This window comes from Micromonospora echinospora, from assembly GCF_014203425.1.
GTDB lineage: Bacteria > Actinomycetota > Actinomycetes > Mycobacteriales > Micromonosporaceae > Micromonospora > Micromonospora echinospora_A.
In genome coordinates this window covers 6,101,080-6,125,046 of the sequence record NZ_JACHJC010000001.1, presented here as the reverse complement: position 1 = coordinate 6,125,046, position 23,967 = coordinate 6,101,080, and the positions used below count along the sequence as shown (strand labels likewise).

At 73.0% G+C, this 23,967-nt stretch carries 24 protein-coding genes; 14 read left to right on the top strand and 10 right to left on the bottom strand.

The window, feature by feature from the left end:
- Positions 1-41: 41 nt before the first annotated feature.
- Positions 42-542 (top strand): DUF6328 family protein, encoded by a 501-nt coding sequence (locus FHU28_RS27465; protein ID WP_184687450.1) that lies wholly within the window; start codon positions 42-44, stop codon positions 540-542.
- Positions 543-650: 108 nt separating this feature from the next.
- Complete coding sequence (locus tag FHU28_RS27460; RefSeq protein ID WP_184687448.1) at positions 651-2,624, top strand: acyl-CoA dehydrogenase family protein; 1,974 nt, start codon at positions 651-653, stop codon at positions 2,622-2,624.
- A gap of 107 nt (positions 2,625-2,731) precedes the next feature.
- Here FHU28_RS27460 and FHU28_RS27455 read toward each other — a convergent pair whose 3' ends face one another.
- The 6 genes from FHU28_RS27455 to FHU28_RS27430 form a co-directional block, all read right to left on the bottom strand.
- Positions 2,732-3,334, bottom strand: a complete 603-nt coding sequence (locus FHU28_RS27455; RefSeq protein WP_184687446.1) for a hypothetical protein — start codon at positions 3,332-3,334, stop codon at positions 2,732-2,734.
- A 52-nt stretch (positions 3,335-3,386) separates the two neighbouring features.
- Positions 3,387-3,689, bottom strand: a complete 303-nt coding sequence (locus tag FHU28_RS27450; RefSeq protein WP_030503145.1) for an ArsR/SmtB family transcription factor — start codon at positions 3,687-3,689, stop codon at positions 3,387-3,389.
- A 43-nt stretch (positions 3,690-3,732) separates the two neighbouring features.
- Complete coding sequence (locus FHU28_RS27445) at positions 3,733-4,608, bottom strand: metal ABC transporter permease (RefSeq protein WP_184687444.1); 876 nt, start codon at positions 4,606-4,608, stop codon at positions 3,733-3,735.
- Position 4,609: 1 nt separating this feature from the next.
- Positions 4,610-5,374: a metal ABC transporter ATP-binding protein gene (locus tag FHU28_RS27440; RefSeq protein ID WP_184687442.1), complete on the bottom strand. Its 765-nt coding sequence runs from the start codon at positions 5,372-5,374 to the stop codon at positions 4,610-4,612.
- Positions 5,371-6,324: a metal ABC transporter substrate-binding protein gene (locus FHU28_RS27435; RefSeq protein WP_184687440.1), complete on the bottom strand. Its 954-nt coding sequence runs from the start codon at positions 6,322-6,324 to the stop codon at positions 5,371-5,373. The genes FHU28_RS27440 and FHU28_RS27435 overlap by 4 nt, the downstream gene beginning before the upstream one ends.
- 87 nt (positions 6,325-6,411) lie before the next feature.
- Positions 6,412-6,675, bottom strand: a complete 264-nt coding sequence (locus FHU28_RS27430) for a DUF6703 family protein (protein WP_073831194.1) — start codon at positions 6,673-6,675, stop codon at positions 6,412-6,414.
- Between the two features lie 27 nt (positions 6,676-6,702).
- On the opposite strand from FHU28_RS27430, the gene FHU28_RS27425 reads away from it, so the two are divergent.
- The 3 genes from FHU28_RS27425 (at position 6,703) to FHU28_RS27415 (ending at position 9,105) form a co-directional block, all read left to right on the top strand.
- Positions 6,703-7,044 carry an antibiotic biosynthesis monooxygenase family protein gene (locus FHU28_RS27425; RefSeq protein WP_184687438.1) on the top strand — a complete coding sequence of 114 codons (342 nt, stop codon included), beginning with the start codon at positions 6,703-6,705 and terminating at the stop codon, positions 7,042-7,044.
- Positions 7,045-7,069: 25 nt separating this feature from the next.
- Entirely contained in the window at positions 7,070-7,612 is a 543-nt protein-coding gene (locus FHU28_RS27420) for a hypothetical protein (protein ID WP_221453303.1), read from the top strand.
- Positions 7,613-7,725: 113 nt separating this feature from the next.
- Positions 7,726-9,105 (top strand): glycine--tRNA ligase, encoded by a 1,380-nt coding sequence (locus FHU28_RS27415; RefSeq protein WP_013475540.1) that lies wholly within the window; start codon positions 7,726-7,728, stop codon positions 9,103-9,105.
- A gap of 64 nt (positions 9,106-9,169) precedes the next feature.
- Here FHU28_RS27415 and FHU28_RS27410 read toward each other — a convergent pair whose 3' ends face one another.
- A complete protein-coding gene (locus FHU28_RS27410) occupies positions 9,170-10,132 on the bottom strand; it encodes a type IV toxin-antitoxin system AbiEi family antitoxin domain-containing protein (protein ID WP_184687436.1) in 963 nt (320 codons plus the stop codon).
- 178 nt (positions 10,133-10,310) lie between these two features.
- Here FHU28_RS27410 and dusB point away from each other — a divergent pair, with 178 nt between their 5' ends.
- A complete protein-coding gene (gene dusB, locus FHU28_RS27405) occupies positions 10,311-11,474 on the top strand; it encodes a tRNA dihydrouridine synthase DusB (protein ID WP_184687434.1) in 1,164 nt (387 codons plus the stop codon).
- 54 nt (positions 11,475-11,528) lie between these two features.
- Here the strand turns inward: dusB and FHU28_RS27400 are convergent, their stop codons facing one another.
- Both FHU28_RS27400 and FHU28_RS27395 read right to left on the bottom strand, forming a co-directional pair.
- Positions 11,529-12,182, bottom strand: a complete 654-nt coding sequence (locus FHU28_RS27400) for a C39 family peptidase (RefSeq protein WP_184687432.1) — start codon at positions 12,180-12,182, stop codon at positions 11,529-11,531.
- A 336-nt stretch (positions 12,183-12,518) separates the two neighbouring features.
- Positions 12,519-13,154, bottom strand: a complete 636-nt coding sequence (locus tag FHU28_RS27395) for a TetR family transcriptional regulator (RefSeq protein ID WP_311773663.1) — start codon at positions 13,152-13,154, stop codon at positions 12,519-12,521.
- Between the two features lie 59 nt (positions 13,155-13,213).
- Between FHU28_RS27395 and FHU28_RS27390 the strand changes: the two genes are divergently transcribed.
- The 3 genes from FHU28_RS27390 to FHU28_RS27380 are packed head-to-tail and all read left to right on the top strand — an operon-like array spanning position 13,214 to position 14,813.
- On the top strand, positions 13,214-13,507 hold the full coding sequence (locus FHU28_RS27390; protein WP_184687430.1) for a hypothetical protein: 294 nt from the start codon (positions 13,214-13,216) through the stop codon (positions 13,505-13,507).
- Positions 13,507-14,370: a methyltransferase domain-containing protein gene (locus FHU28_RS27385; RefSeq protein WP_184687428.1), complete on the top strand. Its 864-nt coding sequence runs from the start codon at positions 13,507-13,509 to the stop codon at positions 14,368-14,370. The genes FHU28_RS27390 and FHU28_RS27385 overlap by 1 nt, the downstream gene beginning before the upstream one ends.
- Positions 14,371-14,414: 44 nt before the next feature.
- A complete protein-coding gene (locus FHU28_RS27380) occupies positions 14,415-14,813 on the top strand; it encodes a hypothetical protein (RefSeq protein ID WP_184687426.1) in 399 nt (132 codons plus the stop codon).
- A 31-nt stretch (positions 14,814-14,844) separates the two neighbouring features.
- Here FHU28_RS27380 and FHU28_RS27375 read toward each other — a convergent pair whose 3' ends face one another.
- Positions 14,845-16,647: a family 20 glycosylhydrolase gene (locus FHU28_RS27375; RefSeq protein ID WP_311773662.1), complete on the bottom strand. Its 1,803-nt coding sequence runs from the start codon at positions 16,645-16,647 to the stop codon at positions 14,845-14,847.
- A 310-nt stretch (positions 16,648-16,957) separates the two neighbouring features.
- Between FHU28_RS27375 and ppdK the strand changes: the two genes are divergently transcribed.
- The 5 genes from ppdK (at position 16,958) to FHU28_RS27350 (ending at position 23,962) form a co-directional block, all read left to right on the top strand.
- Positions 16,958-19,666 carry a pyruvate, phosphate dikinase gene (ppdK, locus tag FHU28_RS27370; RefSeq protein WP_184687422.1) on the top strand — a complete coding sequence of 903 codons (2,709 nt, stop codon included), beginning with the start codon at positions 16,958-16,960 and terminating at the stop codon, positions 19,664-19,666.
- A 117-nt stretch (positions 19,667-19,783) separates the two neighbouring features.
- Positions 19,784-20,131 (top strand): VOC family protein, encoded by a 348-nt coding sequence (locus tag FHU28_RS27365; RefSeq protein WP_184687420.1) that lies wholly within the window; start codon positions 19,784-19,786, stop codon positions 20,129-20,131.
- On the top strand, positions 20,128-21,354 hold the full coding sequence (locus FHU28_RS27360; protein WP_184687418.1) for a deoxyguanosinetriphosphate triphosphohydrolase: 1,227 nt from the start codon (positions 20,128-20,130) through the stop codon (positions 21,352-21,354). The genes FHU28_RS27365 and FHU28_RS27360 overlap by 4 nt, the downstream gene beginning before the upstream one ends.
- A 49-nt stretch (positions 21,355-21,403) precedes the next feature.
- Positions 21,404-22,240 (top strand): siderophore-interacting protein, encoded by an 837-nt coding sequence (locus FHU28_RS27355; RefSeq protein ID WP_184687416.1) that lies wholly within the window; start codon positions 21,404-21,406, stop codon positions 22,238-22,240.
- An 87-nt stretch (positions 22,241-22,327) separates the two neighbouring features.
- Positions 22,328-23,962, top strand: a complete 1,635-nt coding sequence (locus FHU28_RS27350; protein ID WP_184687414.1) for a BCCT family transporter — start codon at positions 22,328-22,330, stop codon at positions 23,960-23,962.
- Positions 23,963-23,967 lie beyond the last annotated feature (5 nt).

The window sequence follows — 23,967 nt, the reverse complement described above, 5'->3', positions numbered from 1 at the left end:
GTTTCCCCGCCGGCCGTGCCGTCTCCCGGGGAGGTCCGAGAGTGTCGAAGGAATCCGAGAAGCAGCGCTGGCAGCGCAACTTCGCCGATCTGTTGCAGGAGCTGCGGGTCGCGCAGACCGGCGTGCAGATCCTGTTCGCCTTCCTGCTGACGCTGCCGTTCAGCGCCGGGTTCGACCGGACCACCGAGTTCCAGCGTGACATCTACATTCTGGCGCTGCTGACCGCCGCCGCGTCCGCCGCGATGATCATTTCTCCGGTCGCGTTCCACCGGGCGCTGTTCCGCCAGGGACGCAAGCCGGAACTGGTGCGCTTCGCCCACCGGATGGCCACCGGCGGCCTGGCCTTCATGCTGATCGCGATGGTCAGCTCAGTCCTGCTGGTCAGCGACTTCGTGCTGGACCGGCCGATCGCGTTCCTGCTCAGCGCGCTCACCGGGGTCTGGTTCCTGACCTTCTGGGCGGTCCTGCCGTTCAGCCGGCGCAACTGGGGCGAGGACGACATCGACGACGAGGACGACAGCCCTCAGTCGCTGACCGACTGACCGTCCGCCAAATCGGACGTGCACACGGCGCTACCCCTGGGTAACACCCGGGGGTAGCGTCGTTTTCGTCGAGCGCGTCGACGCAGCCGGACCGACGAGGAGGCAGCCGTGACCACGACACAGAACAGCCGGCCCGAGTCCCCCGACGGCGCGGGGCCGCTGCCCACGGAGGCGGGCCAGGTCACCGAGAAGGAGGCCCGCCAGGTCGCCGAGGCGGCCCGCGAGTCGGCCTGGGACCGGCCCAGCTTCGGCAAGGAGTTGTTCCTCGGCCGGTTCCGCCTCGACCTGATCGACCCCTGGCCCCGCCCCGACCCGGCCGACGTGGCCCGCGCGGACGAGTTCCTCGGCGCGCTGCGCGCGTACCTGGGGTCCGAGGTGGACGGCGAGGCGATCGAGCGGGACGCCCGCATTCCCGACGAGGTGTTCCACGGCCTGGCCGGGCTGGGCGCGTTCGGTATGAAGATCGACCGCAGGTACGGCGGGCTCGGGCTGAGCAACCTGCACTACTGCCGGGCGCTGATGCTCGTCGGCTCGGTGAACCCGGCGGTGAGCGCGCTGCTCTCCGCGCACCAGTCGATCGGCGTGCCGCAGCCGCTGAAGATGTTCGGCACGCCCGAGCAGAAGGAACGCTTCCTGCCCCGGCTCGCCGCCGGTGAGGTCTCCGCGTTCCTGCTCACCGAGCCGGACGTCGGCTCCGACCCGGCCCGGCTCGCCACCACCGCCGAGCCCACCGCCGACGGCACCGGCTACCGGCTCAACGGGGTGAAGCTGTGGGCCACCAACGGCACGCTCGCCACCCTGCTCGTGGTGATGGCCCGGGTGCCGGCCGGCGAGGGACGGCGCGGCGGCATCACCGCGTTCGTGGTGGAGGGCGACAGCGACGGCATCACCGTCGAGCGGCGCAACTCCTTCGTCGGGCTGCGCGGCCTGGAGAACAGCCTCACCCGGTTCCACGACGTCTTCGTGCCGAAGGAGAACGTGATCGGCGGCGAGGGCAAGGGCCTCAAGATCGCGCTGACCACGTTGAACACCGGCCGTCTCTCGCTGCCGGCCATGTGCGTGGGCGCCGGGAAGTGGGCGCTGAACGTGGCCCGGGAATGGGCGGCGGACCGGGTCCAGTGGGGCCGCCCGGTGGCCGAGCACGAGGCGGTGGCGAAGAAACTGTCGTTCATCGCCGCCACCACGTACGGTATGGAGTCCATGCTCGACCTGTCCTGCATGCTCGCCGACGACGACCGCAACGACATCCGGATCGAGGCGGCGCTGGTCAAGCTCTACGCCAGCGAGATGGCCTGGCGGATCGCCGACGAGCTGATCCAGATCCGTGGCGGACGCGGGTACGAGACGGCCGACTCGCTCGCCGCCCGGGGTGAACGGCCGGCCGCCGTCGAGCAGCTCCTGCGCGACCTGCGGATCAACCGGATCTTCGAGGGCTCCACCGAGATCATGCACCTGCTGATCGCCCGGGAGGCGGTCGACGCGCACCTGTCCGTCGCGGGCGACATCATCGACCCCGACGCCGGGCTGGGCCGCAAGGCCAAGGCGGGCGCGCGGGCCGGCGCCTTCTACGCGAAGTGGCTGCCCACGCTCGCCGTCGGCAAGGGGCAGACGCCCGGGGCGTACCAGGAGTTCGGGCCGCTGGCCGGGCACCTGCGCCACGTCGAGCGGACCTCCCGCAAGCTGGCCCGGTCGACGTTCTACGCCATGTCGCGGTGGCAGGGAAAGATGGAGCGCAAGCAGGCGTTCCTCGGCCGGGTGGTGGACATCGGCGCGGAGCTGTTCGCGATGAGCGCGGTCTGCGTCCGGGCCCACGCCGAGCGGGACGCGCACCCGGAGAACGTCGAACTGGCCGACCTGTTCTGCCGCCAGGCCCGGCTGCGCGTCGACGAGCTGTTCACCGGCCTGTGGTCGAACACCGACTCGGTCGACGTGGCCGCCGCCAAGCGCATCGTCGCCGGCCGGTACGCCTCGCTGGAGGACGGCGTCCTCACGCCGCCCACCGACCTGCCCTGGGTGGCGCGCTGGGAACCCGGACCGTCGGCCGCCGAGGACGTCCGCCGCCGCATCCCGCCCGCCGGCTGACCGCCGACCGCCGCCGGCTGAGCGTGCGCCGGCTGGCCGGCCGCCGGCTCACCAGCCGTCCGTGCCCCGCCCACGCGCCGGGCGCGGGCGGCCCGGCGTCGCGCGCCTCAGCGTCCGCGCAGCCCCAGGCCGCGCAGCTCCAGCGCGGCGAGCGCGTCGACGGTCTCGTCGTCGCCGCGCCGCCACGCCTCGGCGACGTCCGGCGCGATCCGGGTCAGCTTCGACAGCGGCTGGCCGGCCAGCGCGCGCAGCGCCAGCAGGTCCCGGCCGGCCGGCAAGCCGGCCAGGGCCTTCGCCGCGCCGGCCCGGCGCATCCAGCGCACCCGCAGCGGCAGCCAGCCGAACAGCACCAGGCCGAGCGGGAACACCAGCACCGCGATGGTCAGCCCGAGCGCCAGCTGCCCGACCAGCTCCTGCTGGTCGCGGCCGGCCTCGGCGACCGCGCGGGCGGCGTCGGCGGCCCGGGTGAACGGCGCGGTCAGCTCGTCGCCGACGATCGGCACCCGGCCGACCTTGCCGCCGGCGTCGGCCAGGTTGTCGGCGAGTCCACCGCCGGCCCCCTCCAGCTTCTGCCCGGGTACGGCGAGCTTCTCGACCACGTCGTGCAGCCACATCGCGAAGCGGATCGCCGCGTACACCCAGGCGACCACGAGCAGGTCGGTGAGGAACTGGCGGACAGCGGTGGGAAAGCGGTCGGCGTAAATCTTCACGCCGGACAGCCTGCCACGACGCGGGCGCCCCGGCACGAGACAGTTTCGCGCCTCAGGACGGCCCTTCACCGGCGTGGCTGACCGCGTCCGCCACGATGTGCGCGACGTGGTCGTCCACCAGGGCGTACGCGATCTCCCGGCCGCGCCGCGACCCGCGTACCACCCCGGCGCCGCGCAGCACGCGCAGGTGCTGGGAGACCAGCGGCTGCGGCGCGCCGAGCTTCTCGACCAGTTCGTGCACGCAGCGCTCGCCCTCGGCCAGTTCGCTCACGATCGCGAGCCGGATCGGGGCCGATAGCGCGCGCAGCAGGTCACCCGCACCCTCGAAGGCGTCGTACCCGTTCGTGCCGGTCACCCTGTAACGGTAACCAATCCCAGCTGCGTCAGCCGGTAGGGCCTCATCCGAGCAGCACCTCGTGCTCGGCGGGCTCGGCCTGCGGCGCGACCCGGTCGTTCCCGGTCCGGCGCCGCACCGCCCGCACACCGGCCGCCCCGAGCGCGACCAGCAGGAACGAGCCGATCGCCACCAGCACCACCGACGCGCCGGGCGCGGTGTCCGCGGTTGCCGCTACCCAGACCCCGGCGCCGGCGGCGAACAGCCCCAGCGCCATGGCCGCCGCCATGGTGGACCGGAAGCCCCGGGTCACCTGCTGCGCGGTGGCCACCGGCACCACCATCAGCGCGCTGATCAGCAGCACGCCGACCGCCCGCATGGCGATCGTCACCGTGATCGCGGTGCCGACCGCGATGATCAGGTTCAGCGCGCGTACCGGCAGGCCGGAGACGCGCGCGTACTCCTCGTCGTGGCAGACCGCGAACAGCGCCGGGCGCAGCACCAGCATGGTCACCAGCAGCGCCGCGCCGAGCACGCCGATGGTGACCAGGTCGCCCTGCGAGGTGGTGGTCAGCGACCCGAACAGGTACGCGTTGAGCGCCCCGCTGCTGGCGTCGGAGAGCCCGACCAGCACCACGCCACCGGCGATGCCGCCGTAGAACAGCAGCGCCAGCGCCAGGTCACCGGAGGTGCGCCCGTACGCCCGGACCAGCTCGATGACGATCGCGCCGAGCGTCGCGGCGATCACCGCCACCAGCACGGGGGAGCGGTTGAGCAGCAGGCCCGCGCCGACGCCGGTGAGCGCCACGTGCCCGATCCCGTCGCCGATCAACGCCAGCCGCCGCTGCACCAGGTAGATGCCGAGCGCGGGCGCGGCCAACCCGATGATCAGCGCGCCGAACAGAGCGCGGAGCATGAAGTCGTACTGGAAGAGGTCCATCTCAGATGCCTGTCCAGAGCCCGGCGGGCTCCTCGTCGCAGTGCGGGTGCACGTGCTCGTGGTCCGGGTCGGCGTGGTGGCCGGCCGGCTCCGGCACCGCGCCGTCGTGGGCGATGCCGCCCTGGTGCACCACCACGGCCCGGCTGATCAGCGGGCGCAGCGGCCCCAGCTCGTGCGCGACGAGCAGCACCGTGCCGCCGCCGTCGCGGAACGAGCGCAGCGCCCCGGCGAACGCCTCCTGGCTGGCCGCGTCCACCCCGGCGGTCGGCTCGTCGAGCACCAGCAGCTCCGGCCCGCCGGCGAGCGCGCGGGCGATCAGGGTGCGCTGCTGCTGGCCGCCGGAGAGCGTGGACACCGGGTCACCGGCCCGGTCGGCGAGCCCGACCGCGTCCAGCGCCGCCGCCACCGCCTCCCGGTCCGCCCGCCCGGCGGGCCGCAGCACGCCGCGGCGGGCCAGCCGCCCGGACGCCACCACCTCGCGCACGGTGGCGGGCACACCGCTGCCCGCGCCGAGCCGCTGCGGCACGTACCCGATGCGGTGCCACTGCCGGAAGCGGCGCTGCGGCGTGCCGAACAGGGCGACCGACCCGGCGCCGACCGGAACCAGGCCGAGCGCGGCGCGCACGAGCGTCGACTTGCCGGAGCCGTTGGCGCCGAGCACGGCGACCACCTCTCCGGCGGTCACTGTCAGCGAGACGTCGCGCAGCACCGGGCGGCCGTCGTAGCCGACTGTGGCGTGCGCGATCTCGATCACGGGTGAGGTCATGAACAGTCCAGGGCGGTTCGCAGGGTCTGCAGGTTGGCGCGCATCGCGGAGAGGTAGTCGCCGTCGGCGGGCGGGCCCTCCAGCGGGTCCAGCACCGCCGTCTTCGCGCCCACCTCGCGCGCGATCGTCTCGGCGACCTTCGGGCTGACCAGCGTCTCGAAGAAGATCGTGCCGGCCTGGTGCTCGCGGGCCTCCTCGGCGACCTCGGCGAGGCGCTGCGGGGACGGCTCGGACTCCGGGGTGAGCCCGCTGATGCCGATCTGCTCCAGTCGGTAGCGCTCGGTGAGGTAACCGAACGCGGCGTGGCTGGTCACGATCTCCCGGCGCGTGCAGGTGCGCAGCCCGTCGGTGAACTCGGTGTCCAGCTTCGTCAGCTCGGCGCGCAGCGCGCCGGCGCGGGCGGTGTAGTCGGCGGCGTGCTCCGGGTCGGCCTTGCCGAGGCGCTCGGCGAGCTTGTCGCCGATGGTGGCCAGCCGGGTCGGGTCGAGCCAGACGTGCGGGTCCTTGCCGCCGCCCTCCCCGGAGTGCCCGGCCTCCCCCTCACCCTCGTGGTCGTGGTCGTGACCACCGGCGGCGGCGTCCCGCAGCGGCGTGACGCCCGCCACGTCGAACGCGCGGTCGCCGCCGTTCTGCTCCACCGCCTCGTCCACCGCCGGCTGGAAGCCGCTGAGGTAGACGACCACGTCGGCGTCGACGACCTGGCCGACCTGCCGCGGGTTGAGTTCCAGGTCGTGCGGCTCCGCGCCGGGCTTGGTCAGGTTGCTGACCGTGACCGTGTCGCCGCCGATCCGCTCGGACAGGAACTGCAGCGGGTAGAACGCGGCGACCACGCCGACCTTGCCCGGCTCGCTCGCGGCGCCCGTGCCGTCCGCGCAGGCGGTCAGGCCGGCGGCGGCGAGCAGGGCGGCGGCTGCGGCGGTCAGGATACGGCGAGGTGCGCGAACGGTCATGGGCTCAACTGTCCGCGACAACGAAAACTATTGTCAAAAACGCATGATTGCATGTCAGCGCAGGTCAGCTCGGCTCTGCTCCCGCAGTCAGCCGACCATGAGCTTCGCCAGCGCCACCGTGATCAACAGGGTGAGCATCACCAGCCGGAGAATGCGGGTCGCCGGGGCCTGCACCGGCCAGGTGACCGACATCAGCCAGACCAGGCCGCCGGCCAGCGCCAGCAGCAGGACGCCGCCCGCCGGGCCGGGCGCGAAGAGGCCGACCAGCATCAGGGCCAGTACGGCGAGGAACACCGCCGTCGGGTTGAGCCGTGCCAACCGGGACAGCACGGGACTCTGCGTACGCTGCATGCCACAAACTCTACGAGGAGGAACGCCGTGCTGGTCACCAACCGGTTCGTGGTGGAAGCCGAAACGGTGGACGAGTTCACCCGGGAGGCGCACGCCGCGCTGGCCGCGCTCGCCGCCCGCCCCGGCTACCTGCGCGGCGAGCTGCTGCGGGCGCTCGACGACCCGGACCACTGGTGCCTGCTCACCGAGTGGGAGTCGGTCGGGGCGTACCGGCGGGCGCTCGGCGGGTTCGACGTCAAGGTCACCGCCGTGCCGCTGCTCGCCCGATCGGTGGACGAGCCGTCGGCGTACGAGACGCTCGCCGCCGCCGCCCCCGATGGGGAGATCGTCGTCGTCGCCAGCGATCGGGCCGCAGGTCCTTACCGGTGAGTGCCGGGGCACTACCCTGGCGCGTATGACCGCTCCCGGACCGGCCGCGCCACCCCCGTCGTCAGTGCCGCCCGCGCCGCCGGCGGACCCGGGGACACCCGCGCCGCCGCCCGGTCCCGGCGCCGCGCCGCCGTTCGCCGCCCCGCCCACCGAGGGCGGGCGGACCCGGCTCTGGCTCGGCCTCGGCGCCGGCGCGCTGGCCGTGCTGATCTGCTGCGGCGGGGGCGGCGCGGCGGTGGTCGGCCTGGCGGTGAGCAACGCCCAGGCGATCGGCGAGCAGGGCCGGGCCGTCACCAGCGACTACTACCAGGCGCTCGTGGCCCGGGAGTGGTCCAAGGCGTACGACACGCTCTGCGACGACCTCCGCCGACGCGAGCCCCGGCGGGAGTTCGAGCGGCGGGTCGCCACCGAGCCGCAGATCTCCGGCTACCGGGTCGGCGAGGTCGACATCACCACGCTCACCGTGCCGGTGGACGTCACGCTGGCCGGCGGCCGGCGGGAGGCGCAGACCGTGACGCTGGCCCCGGACCAGCAGACGGGCGGCGTGGAGGTCTGCGGGGTGAGCTGACCGGCCCCCGGTATTCTGCTGGGCCCGGGACGAACGCGGTCGTACCGTTGTCCCGAACAGCCCGGTTCCATCCATCTCAACCGCGCCGACCGCCAGCCGGCGTAGGAGGAAACATGCCAGCCGACCGTATCGACGCCGTCACCAGCCTCGCCAAACGCCGGGGCTTCGTCTTTCCCTCCAGCGAGATCTACGGGGGCACCCGGTCGGCCTGGGACTACGGTCCGCTCGGCGTCGAGCTGAAGGAGAACGTCCGCCGGCAGTGGTGGCGCACCATGGTGCAGCAGCGTGACGACGTCGTCGGCCTCGACTCGGCGGTCATCCTGGCCCGCAAGGTGTGGGAGGCCAGCGGCCACATCGCCGAGTTCGTCGACCCGCTCACCGAGTGCCAGTCCTGCCACAAGCGGTTCCGGGCCGACCACCTGGAAGAGGCGTACGAGGCCAAGCACGGCAAGCCGCTGACCTCGCTGACGGAGCTGAACTGCCCCAACTGCGGCAACAAGGGCACCTTCACCGAGCCGAAGATGTTCAACGGCCTGATGAAGACCTACCTGGGCCCGGTGGAGAGCGACGAGGGCATGCACTACCTGCGCCCGGAGACCGCCCAGGGCATCTTCGTCAACTACAAGAACGTCGAGACGGTCGCCCGCAAGAAGCCGCCGTTCGGCATCGCGCAGACCGGCAAGTCGTTCCGCAACGAGATCACCCCGGGCAACTTCATCTTCCGGACCCGCGAGTTCGAGCAGATGGAGATGGAGTTCTTCGTCGAGCCCGGCACCGACGAGCAGTGGCACGAGTACTGGCTCTCCGAGCGCTGGAACTGGTACCTCGACCTCGGCCTGTCCGAGGAGAACCTGCGCTTCTACGAGCACCCCAAGGAGAAGCTCTCCCACTACTCGAAGCGCACCGTCGACATCGAGTACCGGTTCCGGTTCGGCGGCAGCGAGTTCGCCGAGCTGGAGGGCATCGCCAACCGCACCGACTTCGACCTGTCCACGCACAGCAAGCACTCCGGCGTCGACCTGTCGTACTTCGACCAGGGCAAGGGCGAGCGCTGGATGCCGTACGTGATCGAGCCGGCCGCCGGTCTCACCCGCGCGGTGCTGGCGTTCCTGCTCGAGGCGTACGACGAGGACGAGGCGCCGAACACCAAGGGCGGCGTGGACAAGCGCACCGTCATGCGCTTCGACCCGCGGCTCGCCCCGGTCAAGGTCGCCGTGCTGCCGCTGTCGCGCAACGAGGCGCTGTCGCCGAAGGCCAAGCAGCTCGCCACCGACCTGCGTAAGCGCTGGGTGGTCGAGTTCGACGACTCGCAGGCGATCGGCCGCCGCTACCGTCGGCAGGACGAGATCGGCACGCCGTTCTGCGTCACAGTCGACTTCGACACGCTCGACGACAACGCGGTGACGGTCCGGAACCGGGACACCATGGCCCAGGAGCGCGTCTCGCTGGACCAGGTCGAGCGCTACCTGATCGAGCGCCTCCCCGGCTGCTGAGCGGTGTAAGGAAGGGCCCCTTCTTAACGCCTGGCGTAGAGAAGGGGCCCCTTCTTAACACCCGTCACCCGGGGGAGATCGGCTCCGCCCGTACCCCGGTTCCGCCGCCCACGCCGCGCCGGGCCGCGTACGCGTCCTCCACCGTGCGCCGCACGCGGCCCGGCTCCCGGCGGATCTGCGCCGGCGTGAAGTGCAGAACGAGCACCCCGTGCCGGCTCAGCTCGTTGTGCCGGTCCAGCGTCCGCGCCCAGTCGGCCGGGCCGAGGTGGTACTCCCGCGAGTCGACCTCCAGCGCCACCGCGCACTCGGCGAGGTAGCCGTCCGGCGTCGGCAGCCGGGCGCCGTCGGCCGCCGACAGCCGCGGATTCCACAGGATCTCGGTGAGCACGCGGCTGCTGCCCAGGCACTCCCGCAGCTCCGTCTCCGGCGCCGAGCGGGCCCCGTCGGTGATCTCCGCGAACGCCTTCCGGATCAGGGCGGTGCGGCTGCGCCGGGCCCGCCGGATCTCCACGTCCAGGCTGGCCAGGTCGGTGAAACCGCGCTGCACCGCCTCGGCCACCGTCGCCCGTACCGGCCGCAGGTGGCGCAGGTCGCGGGCGGCGTCCACCACCGCCCGGGCCGGCGAGCACACCGGGTACAGCGCGGCCCGCCGGGCGCGCGGATCAAGCTCCAGGGCCCGCGCGATCACCGCGTGACCGGCCGAGCGGCGTCGCACGTGGTGCGGCAGGATCAGGTGTACGTCAGCGGTGCGCGGGCTGTGCCGGAAGCCGTACCAGATGAGGGCCGCCAGGCCGGTGAGCTGTGCGTCGGCGCCCGCGTAGAGTGCCGCCGAGATGCGTCGCTGCTCGTCGGTGAGGGTGCCGCTGACGAGCGCGTACGTCGCCGGCAGGACGCGCTGCCACAGGCCGCGCCGGGTCTGCCGGTACAGGTACATGTCGTCGAATCCGACGCCGAGAAGCTGCGTCCGCGTGACGATCTGCTGCTGGCGTTCCGCCAGGTCGCTGAGTTCGGGTGGCTGTTCAGGCATGCGCGGCAGCCTGCGCGCTCGACCGCTTCTCTTCCGGCCCGCTCGCCCGCCCTGTGGACACCGGGCCCTGGTGTGGAGAACCGTCTCGTGGCGGGCCGGCTGTGATATGGGTCCTGTTAAGAAGGGGCCCCTGCTCTACCGGAGACGTTAAGAAGGGGCCCTTCCTTACACTTGTGCGGTGACTGCCCCGACGCTGCCCGCGCTGACCATCGGCCCGCACCAGGTGTGGCCGCCGGTGGTGCTCGCGCCGATGGCCGGGATCACCAACGTCGGCTTCCGCCGGCTCTGCCGCGAGCAGGGCGGCGGCATCTACGTCTGCGAGATGATCACCACCCGGGCGCTCGTCGAGCGGAACCCCAAGACGCTCCGCATGATCGCCTTCGGCGCCGAGGAGCAGCCCCGCAGCCTCCAGCTCTACGGCACCGACCCGGAGATCACCGCCGCCGCCGTGCGGATCGTGGTCGAGCGTGACCTCGCCGACCACATCGACCTGAACTTCGGCTGCCCCGTACCCAAGGTCACCCGCCGTGGCGGCGGCTCGGCCCTGCCGTGGCGCCGCCGGCTCTTCGCCAGGCTGGTCAAGGCCGCGGTGGACGCCGCGTCACCCGCCGGGGTGCCGGTCACGGTCAAGATGCGCAAGGGCATCGACGACGACCACCTGACGTACGTCGAGGCGGGGCTTGCCGCACAGGACGCGGGCGTCGCGGCGGTCGCCCTGCACGGGCGTACGGCCGCGCAGCGCTACTCCGGCACCGCCGACTGGGACGCGATCGCCACGCTCAAGGCGGCCCTCGACGTGCCGGTGCTCGGCAACGGCGACATCTGGGAGGCCGACGACGCGCTGCGGATGGTCGCGCACACCGGCGTCGACGGCGTGGTGATCGGGCGCGGCTGCCTGGGCCGGCCGTGGCTCTTCGCCGACCTGGAGGCCGCGTTCAACGGCAGCCCCGAACGGCGGCTGCCCTCGCTCGGCGAGGTGGCGGTGACCATGCGCCGGCACGCCGAGCTGCTGGTGGAGCAGTTCGTGGCCGGCGCCCGCAACCCGGCCCGGGGCGAGCGGGACGGCTGCACCGACTTCCGCAAGCACGTCGCCTGGTACCTCAAGGGCTTCCCGATCGGCAGCGAGCTGCGCCGCTCGCTTGCCATGATCGAGAGCCTGGCACAGCTCGACGACCTGCTCGGCAAGCTCGACCCGGCCGTACCGTTCCCGGTGGAGAACCTGGGCCAGCCGCGCGGTCGCACCAACTCCCCGGGCAAGGTGTTCCTGCCCGACGGGTGGCTGGCCAGCCGCGACGACGACACCCCGCCGGACGGCGCCGAACTGGACGACTCCGGCGGCTGACCCGGACGCGCCGAAGGGCCCGACCCCGGTGGGGGTCGGGCCCTTCGTGTTCGGTCAGGAGCTGTAGCCGCGGCTGGCGATCCAGCGGGCGAGCTCGTCCACGTCCATCCGGTAGGAGGCCTGGGTCGGGTTGGCCGAGTCGGCGATCGTCACGATCTTCCCGTCGTCGCGGTAGCCGACCACGCTGATGTAGTGGCCGCCCTCGAAGGAGTGGGCGTTGCCGTCGGTGTCGGTCGCGGTGCCGGCGATGTTGGCCACCACGGCACGGCCGTCGTCGACCGTACGTACCACGTCGGCGCGCAGCTTGTCGACCTTGTCGCGGTCGCGGGCCTTGTCCATGGGGATCTCGGTGGACTTGTAGACGTCCTTACCGGTCTCCTTGTTCAGCACGGGGGTGATGTCGTTGATGGAGTTGGTGCCGGACTCGGTGGTGCCCATCTCCTTGGCCATGGCGTGCACGTCGATGTTCTTGCCCTGCACGCTCAGCGCGTTACGGGCGGCGGCGGGGCCGCAGAAGTAGAAGTTGGGCTGGGCTTCGTAGCGCACGTCGAGCTCTCGCTCGCCGTGCTTGCGGTCGGTGGTGACCTGGGCGGCGGCGCGCTCGGCCGGGGTGGCCTGGGCGGCGACGGCGGGGCCGGCGATGCCACCGGCGGTGGCGGCGATACCGGCAGCGGTCAGAACGGTCTTGCGGATCAGATCGGTACGCATGATGCGACTCCTCTGGTTCGGGGGTGTGCGGCACGGGGGCGCCGCGGGGGTCTGCCCGGCCCGGCGGTCAGCGGCGGCGACCTGCTCGGAGCGCTCGGGCGGCTCGGGGGGTGTAACCGACGGGCGGGGTCCGGCATTCCACCGGCACGGGCTCCGGCCGGCTCACCGCGTCTAGCCATGTACAACGCCCGGAGGCGGGCAGGGATTCCGGGCCGGCCGATCCGGACTTTCCAGACATTTCGGATCCATCGACTCGATCGATGCCCACGTGCCCCCGGACCGGACGGCGCACCCCAGACCCGACGGCGGGGGTGCGGTTCGGCGGGCCGGGGCGGCTCAGGCCAGCACGGCGGCAGCGACGGTGTCGACGTACCAGCGTTCGAACCGGTCGACCGGCCAGCCGCGTTGCCGCACCAGCCAGTCGTAGTTGCGGAAGTCCATCGCCAGCCACAGCACGTCGGCGACGCTGTCGACGTCGTGGTCGGGTCGCACGGAGCCGGTGGCGACGAGTTCGGCCGCGAACATCGCCATGCCGCGCCGGCGTTCCGCCACGTTCTTGCGCCAGATGGCGGCTGCGTCGGGGTCGGCGCTGGCGGCGCCGGTGAGGGCGATCATCATGTCGACCTGCCGGGCCTGGGTCGCGCTGAGGTGCCGGGCGTAGCGGGCCAGTTTCGCCCGGGCGTCGGGCAGCGCCCGGATTTCCGCGACGAACGGCCGGTCGGGCAGCGCGGTCGGTTCGTCGTCGCCGGCGATGGTCACGTCGACGAGCGCGGAGAGCAGGTGGCGTTTGTTGCCGAAGATCGCGTACACGGTCTGTACGGCCACGCCGGCCTCGGCAGCGACGGCGGTCAGCGGGGTGGCGGCGTAGCCCGGGTCGACGAACAGCTTGCCGGCCGCGTCGAGGATCGCCCGCCGGGTCTGGCGGGCCTGCTCCTGACGTCTTGCCGACTCGTACCTCCTCTTGACACCCACGGCGCGAGTGTAGTCATCTATTAGATAGAGCAACACTCTACCGAAAAGAGTTGATCATCATGCCGTTCGGTGTGGTTCAGGAGATGCCCGGCGTCAGCGAGGACGAATACCGGCTGGTCGAGCGACACCTCGGTCCCGACCGGCCGCCGGGCCTGCTCGCCCACGTCGCCGGGCCGGTCGAGGGCGGTTGGCGCATCATCAACATCTGGCAGGACGAGGCCGCGTTCCGGCGCTTCCAGTCCGAGCGACTCGTCCGGGCGGCGGGCCTGGCGGCCCAGACCGACGGATTCGACGCGAGCAAGGCCGCCGGCTTCCGGTCCGTGACGGTCGACGGCGCCGAGATGCCGTTCTGATGGCGGACCTGGCCGACCTGCGGGACCGCAACGCCACCTTCTGGTCGGGGGCGGCACCGGGCTGGGTGCGCCACGCCGACCGCCAGGACCACTGGGGGCGACCACTCGGCGCGGTCGCCCTGGAGTGGCTGCGCCCGCGGCCGGGCGAGCGGATCCTCGACGTCGGCTGCGGCTGCGGCGGCACCACGGCCGAGTTGGCGGCGGCGGTCGGGCCGACCGGGGAGGCCGTCGGCCTCGACCTGTCCGCCGAGATGCTGGCCGCCGCCGTCGCGCGCTTCCCGAACGGCCGTCATCCTCGGCTGCGGTTCGTGGTGGCCGACCTGGACACCCTGGACGTCGTCCCGGGCGCGCCGTTCGACGCGGTCCACTCCCGGATGGCCCTGATGCTGCTCGCCGACCCGGTCACCGGGTGCCGCACCCTACGGCGGGCGCTGCGCCCCGGGGGACGACTGGCGGCGACCGTCTTCCGGGACGGGAGCACGACCCCGTGGCTGATCGCGGCGGTGCTCGGCGCCGCCCCGCACCTCGGGGCGCTGCCGCCACTGCCGGTCGGCGACGAGCCGGGGCCGTTCGCCCTCGCCGACCCGGCGCGGGCCCGTCGCGTCCTGGCCGAGGCCGGATTCGACGACATCGCGGTCGACTTCCACGACGTCACCCTGACCGCACCCGACGACCCGGACACCGTCGCCGACTGGCTGATCGAGGTCGGCCCGGCCGGGGCCGTGTACCGGGCCGCCGGCCCGTCGCGGCAGGCCGCGGCGCGGGCCGGGGTGGCCGCACTGCTCGCCCGGTTCCGCGAGCCCGGGGCCGGCTACCGGCTGCCCGCCGGTCTCCTGCTGCTCACTGGACGGGCACCGGCATGACGCCCGCTTCGAGACCAAATCCGACAGGTAAGGACGGTCAGCACATGAGCCCGGTCAGGCACGTCACGCTCGTCACCTCGGTGATCACGCTCGGCATCGCGTCGTTGGCCGGCTGTTCCGAGGCCGACGGCCCGTCCAGCCCGCCCTCGCCGGGCGCCGCGGCGCCGAGTCCGACCGCCACCGAGGTCCCGTGCGGGGCGGTCGCCGACACGGTCAGTCGGCACCTCCGGTCGGACCAGGTCCGCGCGGTGACAGTGGAGGGGCAGTGCACCACGGTCGTGGTCGCCACCACGCTGGGCGACGGTGACGCCGGTCCGGGCCGGCAGTTGTGCGACCGGGCGGGCGAGGTGGCCTACTCCGGCGACGTCAACTCGGTCCGGGTGCTGAGTGGGTCCGGCAGCGAGCTCGCCAACGGGATCACCGGGATGAGATGTCTGACCTGACTGTGAGGCTGGCCGGACGACGCCACCGGCCTCACCCCAGCGGCGTGCGGTCGTGACCGGGCCGGTCGGTCGGGCGGTGCTGCGGTGGCACCGTCACCGGCCAGGGGATCTCGGGGGAGTTGTGGAAGGTGATGCCGGCGGTTGTCCAGCGCGGGCCGTGGCCGGCGAGCCGGGTGCGGAACCGGGACCAGTCGTGCGTGGCGCGCGGTGACCAGCCCAGCTCCGCGACGGCGGGCAGGCGGGGGAAGAGCATGTACTCGACCTCGGCCCGCGTACTCACCGACTCGGTCCACAGCGGCGCCTCCACGCCCAGCACGGCCTCGGCCGGTACGCCCCGCACGTGGGTGCCCGGATCCCACTCGTACGCCCGGCGCACGTCGATGAGGCCCGCCCAGTCGTGCCCGATCGGAGTGTCCGGCGCGTACTTCATGTCCAGGTACGCATGGTTGGCGGGGGAGACGATCAGCCGGGCGCCCCGGCGTACCGCTTCGGCCGTCTCCGGGTCGTCGCCGTTCGTGCCCCACCACTGCAGGACGCGCCCGTCGACGTGCCCGGCCGGGGCGAGCTGGTGCCAGCCGACCACCGTCTTGCCGGTGGCCTCCACCAGCCGCTGCGCCCGCTCCACGAAGGCGCGGTAGCTCCCGGCCGGCACCTTGAACGCCTCGTCGCCGCCGAGGTGCAGCCACGGCCCCGGCGTCAGCGCGGCCACCTCGCCGACCACGTCGGCGACGAAGGCGTACGTCCGTTCGTCGTCGGGGTCGACGTAGCTGAACCCGACCTCGGTGCCGGTGTACGGCGGGGGAGCGACCTTGCCGGGCGCCAGTTCGGGGTACGCGACGAGCGCCGCGTTGGTGTGGCCGGGCAGGTCGATCTCGGGCACCACCGTGACGTGGCGGCGGGCGGCGTACGCGACGATGCGCCGGTAGTCGTCCCCGGAGTACCAGCCGCCGGGGCCGCCGCCGACAGCCGTCGCGCCGCCGACCTCGGTGAGCCGGGGCCAGGAGTCGACGGCGATGCGCCAGCCCTGGTCGTCGGTGAGGTGCAGGTGCAGGTGGTTGAGCTTGTAGCGGGCCAGGTGGTCGACCATCCGCAGCACGTCCTCGACGGCGAAGAAGTGCCGCGCCACGTCGAGCATGGCGCCCCGGTAGGGGAAGCGCGGACGGTCGACGATCGTGCCGCCGGACACGGCCCAGCGCGCGGCGACCGGCGTACGGCTCTCGATCGCCGCCGGCAGGAGCTGCCGCAGAGTCTGCGCGCCGTGGAACAACCCGGCCGAGGTTGCGGCGGTGATCCGGACGCCGGTGGCGGCCACGTCGAGGCGGTAGCCCTCGTCCCCGAGCCCGTCGCCGACCGACCCGCCGGAGCCGTCGTCGGTCGCCCGGGCCCCGGGAGCAGCGGCACCGCCCGGAGCGGACGGCGACAGCGTGAGCGTCAGCGGGCCGTCCTCGCCGACGGGGGCGTCGGCGACCGGCAGCGGGAAGCCGGTGGCCGGGCGCAGCCAGGTGGCGAGCTGCTCGGCCACGTCCCGCCCGGCAGGGCTGACCCGCAGTGCCGCGTCCGCGCCCAGGGTGAAGTCGCCCGCGGGGTCCGGGAACACCTGCTCGGGCGCGGGCACCACGTCGTCCAGCCGGACCGGCGCCGGCCCGGCCAGCGCCTCGGCGGCCCGGCCCGCGGCGACACGCGCCAGCTCGGCGGCAGGCGTCGGCACGCCGGGCAGTCCCTCGCCCGCCGCCGCGCCGGCGGACGGCGGGACCTGGTCGCGGGTGGACGTGCTGGTGGGGCGGGTATCGGTCGGCTCCGGCCCGGTCTCCGGGGCGGTGGGTGTGGTCGGCACGGCGACGGCTCCGAGGGGTGTATTCGCGCGGGGTATGGCAAAGGTGAGGATCCGCGAGACGCAGTGAGTCAAGAGTACGAGAGGAACGGTAATTGCGTGATCGTGCTCGTGGAAGCGTTCCCAACAACCCGTACGAACGCGCATAGTGGCGACCGTTGTGCCGAAAGTCACCGAACGCTCCCAGGTTTCGCGAAACTGGCCTAGCCTTCGGCCCACCGACGCTGACGAGCCGGGATTACCGGTGGTCACTCCCGGGGTATGTCCGAACTAAACCTTCGTTAAGTGTCAATGGCGCGCGTTGGAGGCTCTGGTGGAAGCGCAGGAATCGGGCGAGCACAAGTACGTGTACGACTTCGCCGAGGGCAACAAGGGTCTCAAGGATCTGCTCGGCGGCAAGGGGGCCAACCTGGCCGAGATGACCAACCTCGGCCTACCGGTTCCGCCCGGCTTCACGATCACCACCGAGGCGTGCAAGGCGTACCTGACGACCGGGCGCGAGCCCGAGGGCCTGGCCGCGCAGATCGAGGCGCACCTGGAGTCGCTGGAGCGCGAGATGGGCCGCCGCCTCGGCGACCCGGACGACCCGCTGCTGGTCTCGGTACGCTCCGGCGCCAAGTTCTCCATGCCCGGCATGATGGAGACCGTCCTCAACGTGGGCCTCAACGACCGCAGCGTCATCGGCCTGAGCGCCCAGGCCGGGGGGAACGACAGGTTCGCCTGGGACTCCTACCGCCGGCTGATCCAGATGTTCGGCAAGACCGTCTGCGAGGTGCCGGGCGAGGAGTTCGAGCACGCGCTGGACGAGGCGAAGCACGCCAAGGGCACGAGCAACGACCTCGACCTGGACGCCGACGACCTGCGCGGGCTGGTCGACGCGTACAAGAAGATCTTCGCCAAGCACACCGGCCGCGAGTTCCCGCAGGAGCCGCGCGAACAGCTCGACCTGGCCATCCGGGCGGTCTTCGAGTCGTGGAACGCGGAGCGGGCGGTGCTCTACCGCCGGCAGGAGCGCATCCCGGCCGACCTGGGCACCGCTGTGAACGTGGTGACGATGGTGTTCGGCAACCTCGGGCCCGACTCGGGTACCGGCGTCGCGTTCACCCGCGACCCGGGCAGCGGCGCGCAGGGCATCTACGGCGACTACCTGGCCAACGCCCAGGGCGAGGACGTGGTGGCCGGCATCCGCAACACAGTGCCGTTGCAGGAGCTGGAGCAGCTCGACAAGGCCTCCTACGACCAGTTGCTCGGCATCATGGCCCGGCTGGAGGAGCACTACAAGGACCTCTGCGACATCGAGTTCACCATCGAGCGCGGCAAGCTCTGGATGCTGCAGACCCGGGTCGGCAAGCGCACCGCCGCGGCCGCGTTCGTCATCGCCGGGCAGCTCGTCGACGAGGGCCTGATCGACCTGGACGAGGCGCTGCACCGGGTCAACGGCGCGCAGCTCGCGCAGCTGATGTTCCCGCGCTTCCAGCTCGACCACGAGTTCGAGGCGGTCGCCAAGGGCATCGGCGCCTCCCCGGGCGCGGCGTCCGGCAAGGTCGTCTTCACCTCGGCCCGCGCGGTCGAGCTGGCCGCCGAGGGCGAGGCGGTGATCCTGGTCCGCCGGGAGACCAACCCGGACGACCTCAACGGCATGATCGCCGCCCAGGGCATCCTCACCTCCCGGGGCGGTAAGACCAGCCATGCCGCGGTGGTGGCCCGCGGCATGGGCAAGACCTGCGTCTCCGGCGCCGACGAGCTGGAGGTCAACGTACCGGCGAAGAAGTTCACAGTGGGCGGGCACGTGGTGAACGAGGGCGACGTCGTCTCGATCGACGGCACCACCGGCAAGGTGTACCTCGGCGAGGTGCCGGTCATGCCGTCGGAGGTGGTGCAGTACTTCGAGGGCGAACTCGACCCGGAGACCATCGACGACGCGCTGGTCCGCGCCGTACACCGGATCATGACGCACGCCGACGCGGCGCGGCGGCTGCGGGTGCGCACGAACGCCGACACCGGCGCGGACGCCGCCCGGGCCCGGCGCTTCGGCGCCGAGGGCATCGGCCTGTGCCGCACCGAGCACATGTTCCTCGGCGACCGCCGCGAGCTGGTCGAGCGGCTCATCCTGGCCTCCGGCGAGCGGGAGCGGGAGGACGCGCTCGCCGCGCTGCTGCCGCTGCAGCGGGCCGACTTCATCGAGATCTTCCGGGAGATGGACGGCCTGCCGGTCACCGTGCGGCTGATCGACCCGCCGCTGCACGAGTTCCTGCCCCCGCTGGAGCAGCTCGCGGTGAACGTCGCGGTGGCGCAGGAGCGCGGCGAGGACGTGGCCAAGGAGGAGGCGCTGCTCGCCGCCGTGCGGCGGATGCACGAGGAGAACCCGATGCTGGGTCTGCGCGGCGTCCGGCTCGGCCTGGTCATCCCGGGCCTGTTCGCCATGCAGGTCCGCGCGATCACCGAGGCCGCCGTGGCCGTCGTCCGCGACGGCGGCACGGCCTGCCCGGAGATCATGGTGCCGCTGGTCGGCGCGGTGCAGGAGTTGGAGACGGTACGCGCCGAGGCCGAGCGGATCATCGCCGAGGTGGTCGGGGACAGCGGCGTCGAGGTGCTGATCGGCACGATGATCGAGGTGCCCCGGGCGGCGCTGACCGCCGGCCAGATCGCCGAGGCGGCGGAGTTCTTCTCCTTCGGCACCAACGACCTGACCCAGATGGGCTGGGGCTTCTCCCGCGACGACGTGGAGGGCGCGTTCTTCTGGCGCTACCTGGAGCTGGGCATCTTCGGCATCTCGCCGTTCGAGTCGATCGACACCGACGGCGTCGGCCGGCTGATCCGCATCGCCGCCGAGGAGGGCCGGGCGGCCCGCCCCGGCCTGAAGCTCGGCGTCTGCGGCGAGCACGGCGGCGACCCGGACTCGGTGCACTTCTTCCACTCCGTCGGGCTGGACTACGTCTCCTGCTCGCCGTTCCGGGTGCCGGTGGCGCGCCTGGAGGCCGGACGGGCGGCGATCACCACCACCGGCTCCGACTCCCGCTGACGAGGACGCGGGGCCGCCGGTGTCCATCGACGGCCCCGCGTACCGCCCGGCGCGCCTTTCCGGCCTCCTCGGCGTAACCTGAGCTTCCGCCACGTGTCGATCAGGAGGGGTGGCCGCATGACCGCCGTCTGGGAGAACCTGACCATCGACGCCCGGGACCCGTCCCGGCTCGCCAGCTGGTGGGCGGAGGCGCTCGGTTATCAGGTGATCACCGACAAGCCGGACGAGGTGGAGATCCGCCGGACCCCCGACACGATGCCCGGCCTCGTCTTCGTCCCGGTCGCCGGGCCGAAGGAGGGGAAGAACCGGCTGCACATCGACCTGCGCCCGGCCGACATGGAGGCCGAGGTAGAGCGCCTCGTCGACATGGGCGCGCGGCACGTCGACATCGGCCAGGGAGACGTGGAGTGGACGGTGCTCGCCGACCCGGAGGGCAACGAGTTCTGCGTTCTCCGGCAGAGGTGAGCGACGCGGCGCGGCTGGTCGACGAGGCGCCGAAGGACACCGGGTACGGCCGGTCGCCGTTCGAGCGGGACCGCGCCCGGGTGCTGCACTCGGCGGCGTTCCGGCGGCTCGCCGCGAAGACGCAGGTGCACACCGCCGGCACGAACGACTTCCTGCGTACCCGGCTGACCCACTCGCTGGAGGTCGCGCAGATCGCCCGCGAGATGGGCGCCCGGCTCGGCTGCGACCCCGACGTGGTGGACACCGCCGGGCTGGCCCACGACCTGGGTCACCCGCCGTTCGGGCACAACGGCGAGTACGCGCTGGACGAGCTGGCCGCCGCCTGCGGCGGGTTCGAGGGCAACGCGCAGACGCTGCGGGTGCTCACCCGGCTGGAGGCCAAGGTGCTCACCCCGGACGGGCGTTCGGTGGGGCTGAACCTGACCCGGGCCGCGCTGGACGCGGTGAGCAAGTACCCGTGGCCACGCCGCCCCGGCGAGCGCAAGTTCGGCGTGTACGCCGACGACCGCCCGGTCTTCGACTGGCTGCGCGAAGGCGCCCCGCCCGGCACGCGGCGCTGCCTGGAGGCCCAGGTGATGGACTGGGCCGACGACGTGGCGTACTCGGTGCACGACGTCGAGGACGGCATCCACGGCGGGTACGTGGACCTGCGCCCGCTGCTGGCCGACCCGGACGAGCGGCGGGCGCTCTGCGCCGATGTGGCCGCCACCTACTCCGGCGAGGCGCCGGAGGACCTGGGCGAGGTGCTGGGCGAGCTGCTCGCCGATCCGGTGCTCGCGCCGCTGGCCGCGTACGACGGCAGCCACCGGGCCCTCGCCGCGCTGAAGGCCACCACGAGCGTGCTCACCGGCCGGTTCGTCTCCAGCGTGGTGGCCGCCACGCAGCAGCGCCACGGTCCCGGCCCGCACCGTCGCTACGCCGCCGACCTGGTGGTGCCGCGCCGGATCCGGGCGCAGTGCGCGCTGCTCAAGGGCATCGCCCTGCGGTACGTGATGCGCCGCCCCGGTGCCGAGGGCCGGTACGCGCGGCAGCGCGACGTCCTCGCCGGGCTGGTGACGGCGCTGCTGGACCGGGCGCCCGACGTGCTCGACCCGGTGTTCGCGCCGCTGTGGCGGGACGCGGCAGACGACGCCGCCCGGCTGCGCGTGGTGATCGACCAGGTCGCCTCGCTCACCGATCCGGCCGCGCTGGCCTGGCACGCCCGCCTGGTGTCGCCGGGCTGACCGCACCGCTCCGGGACCGGACCCGTGAACTTAGGCTAGCTTAAGCAGCATGACGGACCGCCCGAAGATGCTCACCGCCGCCACTTTCGTCCGGACCACGCGGCCCACCCCGCACCTGATCCGGCTCGTGCTTGGCGGTCCGGAGCTGGCCGGACTGCCGGTCGGCGCGTACACCGATCACTACGTGAAGTTCGTCTTCCCGCCGGCCGGGGTGACCTACCCGTACCCGGTCGACCTGGCCACGATCAAGCGGGAGTTCCCGGCGGAGCAGTGGCCGCGGCTGCGCGCGTACACGGTGCGGGCCTGGGACGCCGCGGCCGGTGAGATGACCGTGGACGTGGTGCACCACGGCGACGAGGGGCTGGCCGGGCCGTGGGCGGCGGCGCTGCGCCCCGGCGACCGGGTGTTGTTCACCGGGCCGGGCGGCGCGTACGCGCCGGACCCGGCGGCCGACTGGCACCTGCTGGCCGGCGACGAGAGCGCGTTGCCGGCCATCGCCGCCGCCCTGGAGCGGCTGCCGGCGGGCGCGCCCGCGAAGGTGTACGTCGAGGTGAGCGGCCCGGCCGACGAGCTGCCGCTGACCAGTGCCGGCGAGGTCGAGGTGCGCTGGCTGCACCGCGACGGCCGCCGCTACGGCGAGCCGCTGGTCGAGGCGGTCCGGGCGCTGGAGTTCCCGCCCGGCCGGGTGCACGCGTTCGTGCACGGCGAGGCCGGCGCGGTCAAGGAACTGCGGCGGCTGCTGCGGGTCGAGCGGGGCGTGCCCCGGGGCGACCTGTCCATCTCCGGTTACTGGCGGCAGGGCATGGACGACGAGGGCTGGCGCTCCACCAAGCCGGCCTGGAACGCGGCCGTCGAGGCCGAGGAGGCCGCCGCCGTCCCGGCCTGACCCGCCCCGCCCGCGCCCTGTCCCGCTCCCCGGTACGGGGTCGGGCGTTTCGTCCCTCCCGGGTGCCCGCTCTGCCCAGGATGGGGCATGGGGGAAGATGCGGGGGAGCGGGCCGGGACGCAGCCGGCCGACCGGGTGGTGCTCGGGCTCGGCGTGGCCGGCGTGCTGGCCGTGGTGGCCTGGGGCGTGTTCGCGCGTGGTTCCCTGGCGTCGTTCGGCGCGGCCGGGCTGAGTTGGACGATCAGCACGTTCGGCTGGTTCTTCGTGGTCGCGGCCGACGCGTTCCTGGTGCTCGCGGTCGTCGTGGCGGCCTCCCGGTTCGGCCGGATCCGGCTGGGCGCCGACGACGACGAGCCGGAGTTCGACACGCTGGCCTGGATCGCCATGATGTTCAGCGCCGGCATGGGCATCGGCCTGGTGTTCTTCGCCGTCGCCGAACCGATCCAGCACTACGCCACGCCGCCGCCGGCCTCCGGGGTCGCGCCGCAGACCGGCGCCGCCGCCGCGACCGCCATGCAGTACACGCTCTTCCACTGGACGCTGCACCCGTGGGGCATCTACGCGATCGCGGCGCTGGCCCTGGCGTACTCGACGTTCCGCAAGGGGCGCGGTAACCGGATCTCGTCCGCGTTCGCGCCGCTGCTCGGCGCGCGGACCGACGGCCCGCTCGGTCGGGCGATCGACCTGCTCGCCGTCTTCGCCACCGTGTTCGGCTCCGCGACCAGCCTCGGGCTGGGCGCGCTCCAGGTGGCGGCCGGCCTGGACCTGGTGGCCGGCGTGCCGGACAGCCGGGCCGTCGAGCTGACGATCATCGGCGCCCTCACGCTCGCCTTCGTCGCCTCCGCCTTCTCCGGCCTGCACCGGGGCGTCAAGTGGCTGTCCACCACCAACGTGCTGATCGCCGTCGTGCTGATGCTGTTCGTGTTCGTGGCCGGCCCGACCGTCTACACGCTGGAGGTGCTGCCGGCCTCGGTCGGTGACTACCTGAGCGGCCTGGTGCGCATGTCGACGCGTACCGGGGCGTTCTCCGACCCGGCCTGGCTGGGCTCGTGGACCATCTTCTACTGGGCGTGGTGGATCTCCTGGGCGCCGTTCGTGGGCACGTTCATCGCCCGCATCTCGCGCGGTCGTACGGTCCGCCAGTTCCTCGTCGGGGTGCTGCTGGTGCCCAGCGGCGCGAGCACCGTCTGGTTCGCGGTGATGGGCGGGACCGCCCTGCGTACCCAGACCACCGGCACCCGGGACCTGGTGGCCGACGTGGAAGCCGGTTCCGAGCAGGCGCTGTTCGGGCTGCTGGAGGCGCTGCCGCTGGCCACGCTGACGAGCGTGCTCGCCATGGTGCTGATCGGTCTCTACTTCGTCACCAGCGCCGACTCGGCGTCGCTGGTGCTCGGCTCGCTCAGCTCGCGCGGCGCGTTGCGGCCGCACCGCGCGGTGGTGGTGCTGTGGGGCGTGCTGATCGGTGCGGTGGCGGCGGCGTTGCTGCTGGCCGGGGGCCTGGCCGCGTTGCAGCAGGCGACCATCCTGGTCGCGTTGCCGTTCGTCGTGGTGATGCTCGGTCTGGCCGTCGCGGTGCTCCGGGAGATGGCGGCCGATCCGATGCTGCGCGCCGGGCCCCGACCGCGCCGCTCCGGCCTGGCCGCCGCGGTCAACGCCGCCCGGTCGTACGAGGAGGAGAATCCGGCCCCCGTCACGCGCTGGTTCCACAGCCGTCGCCGTTGAGTGGG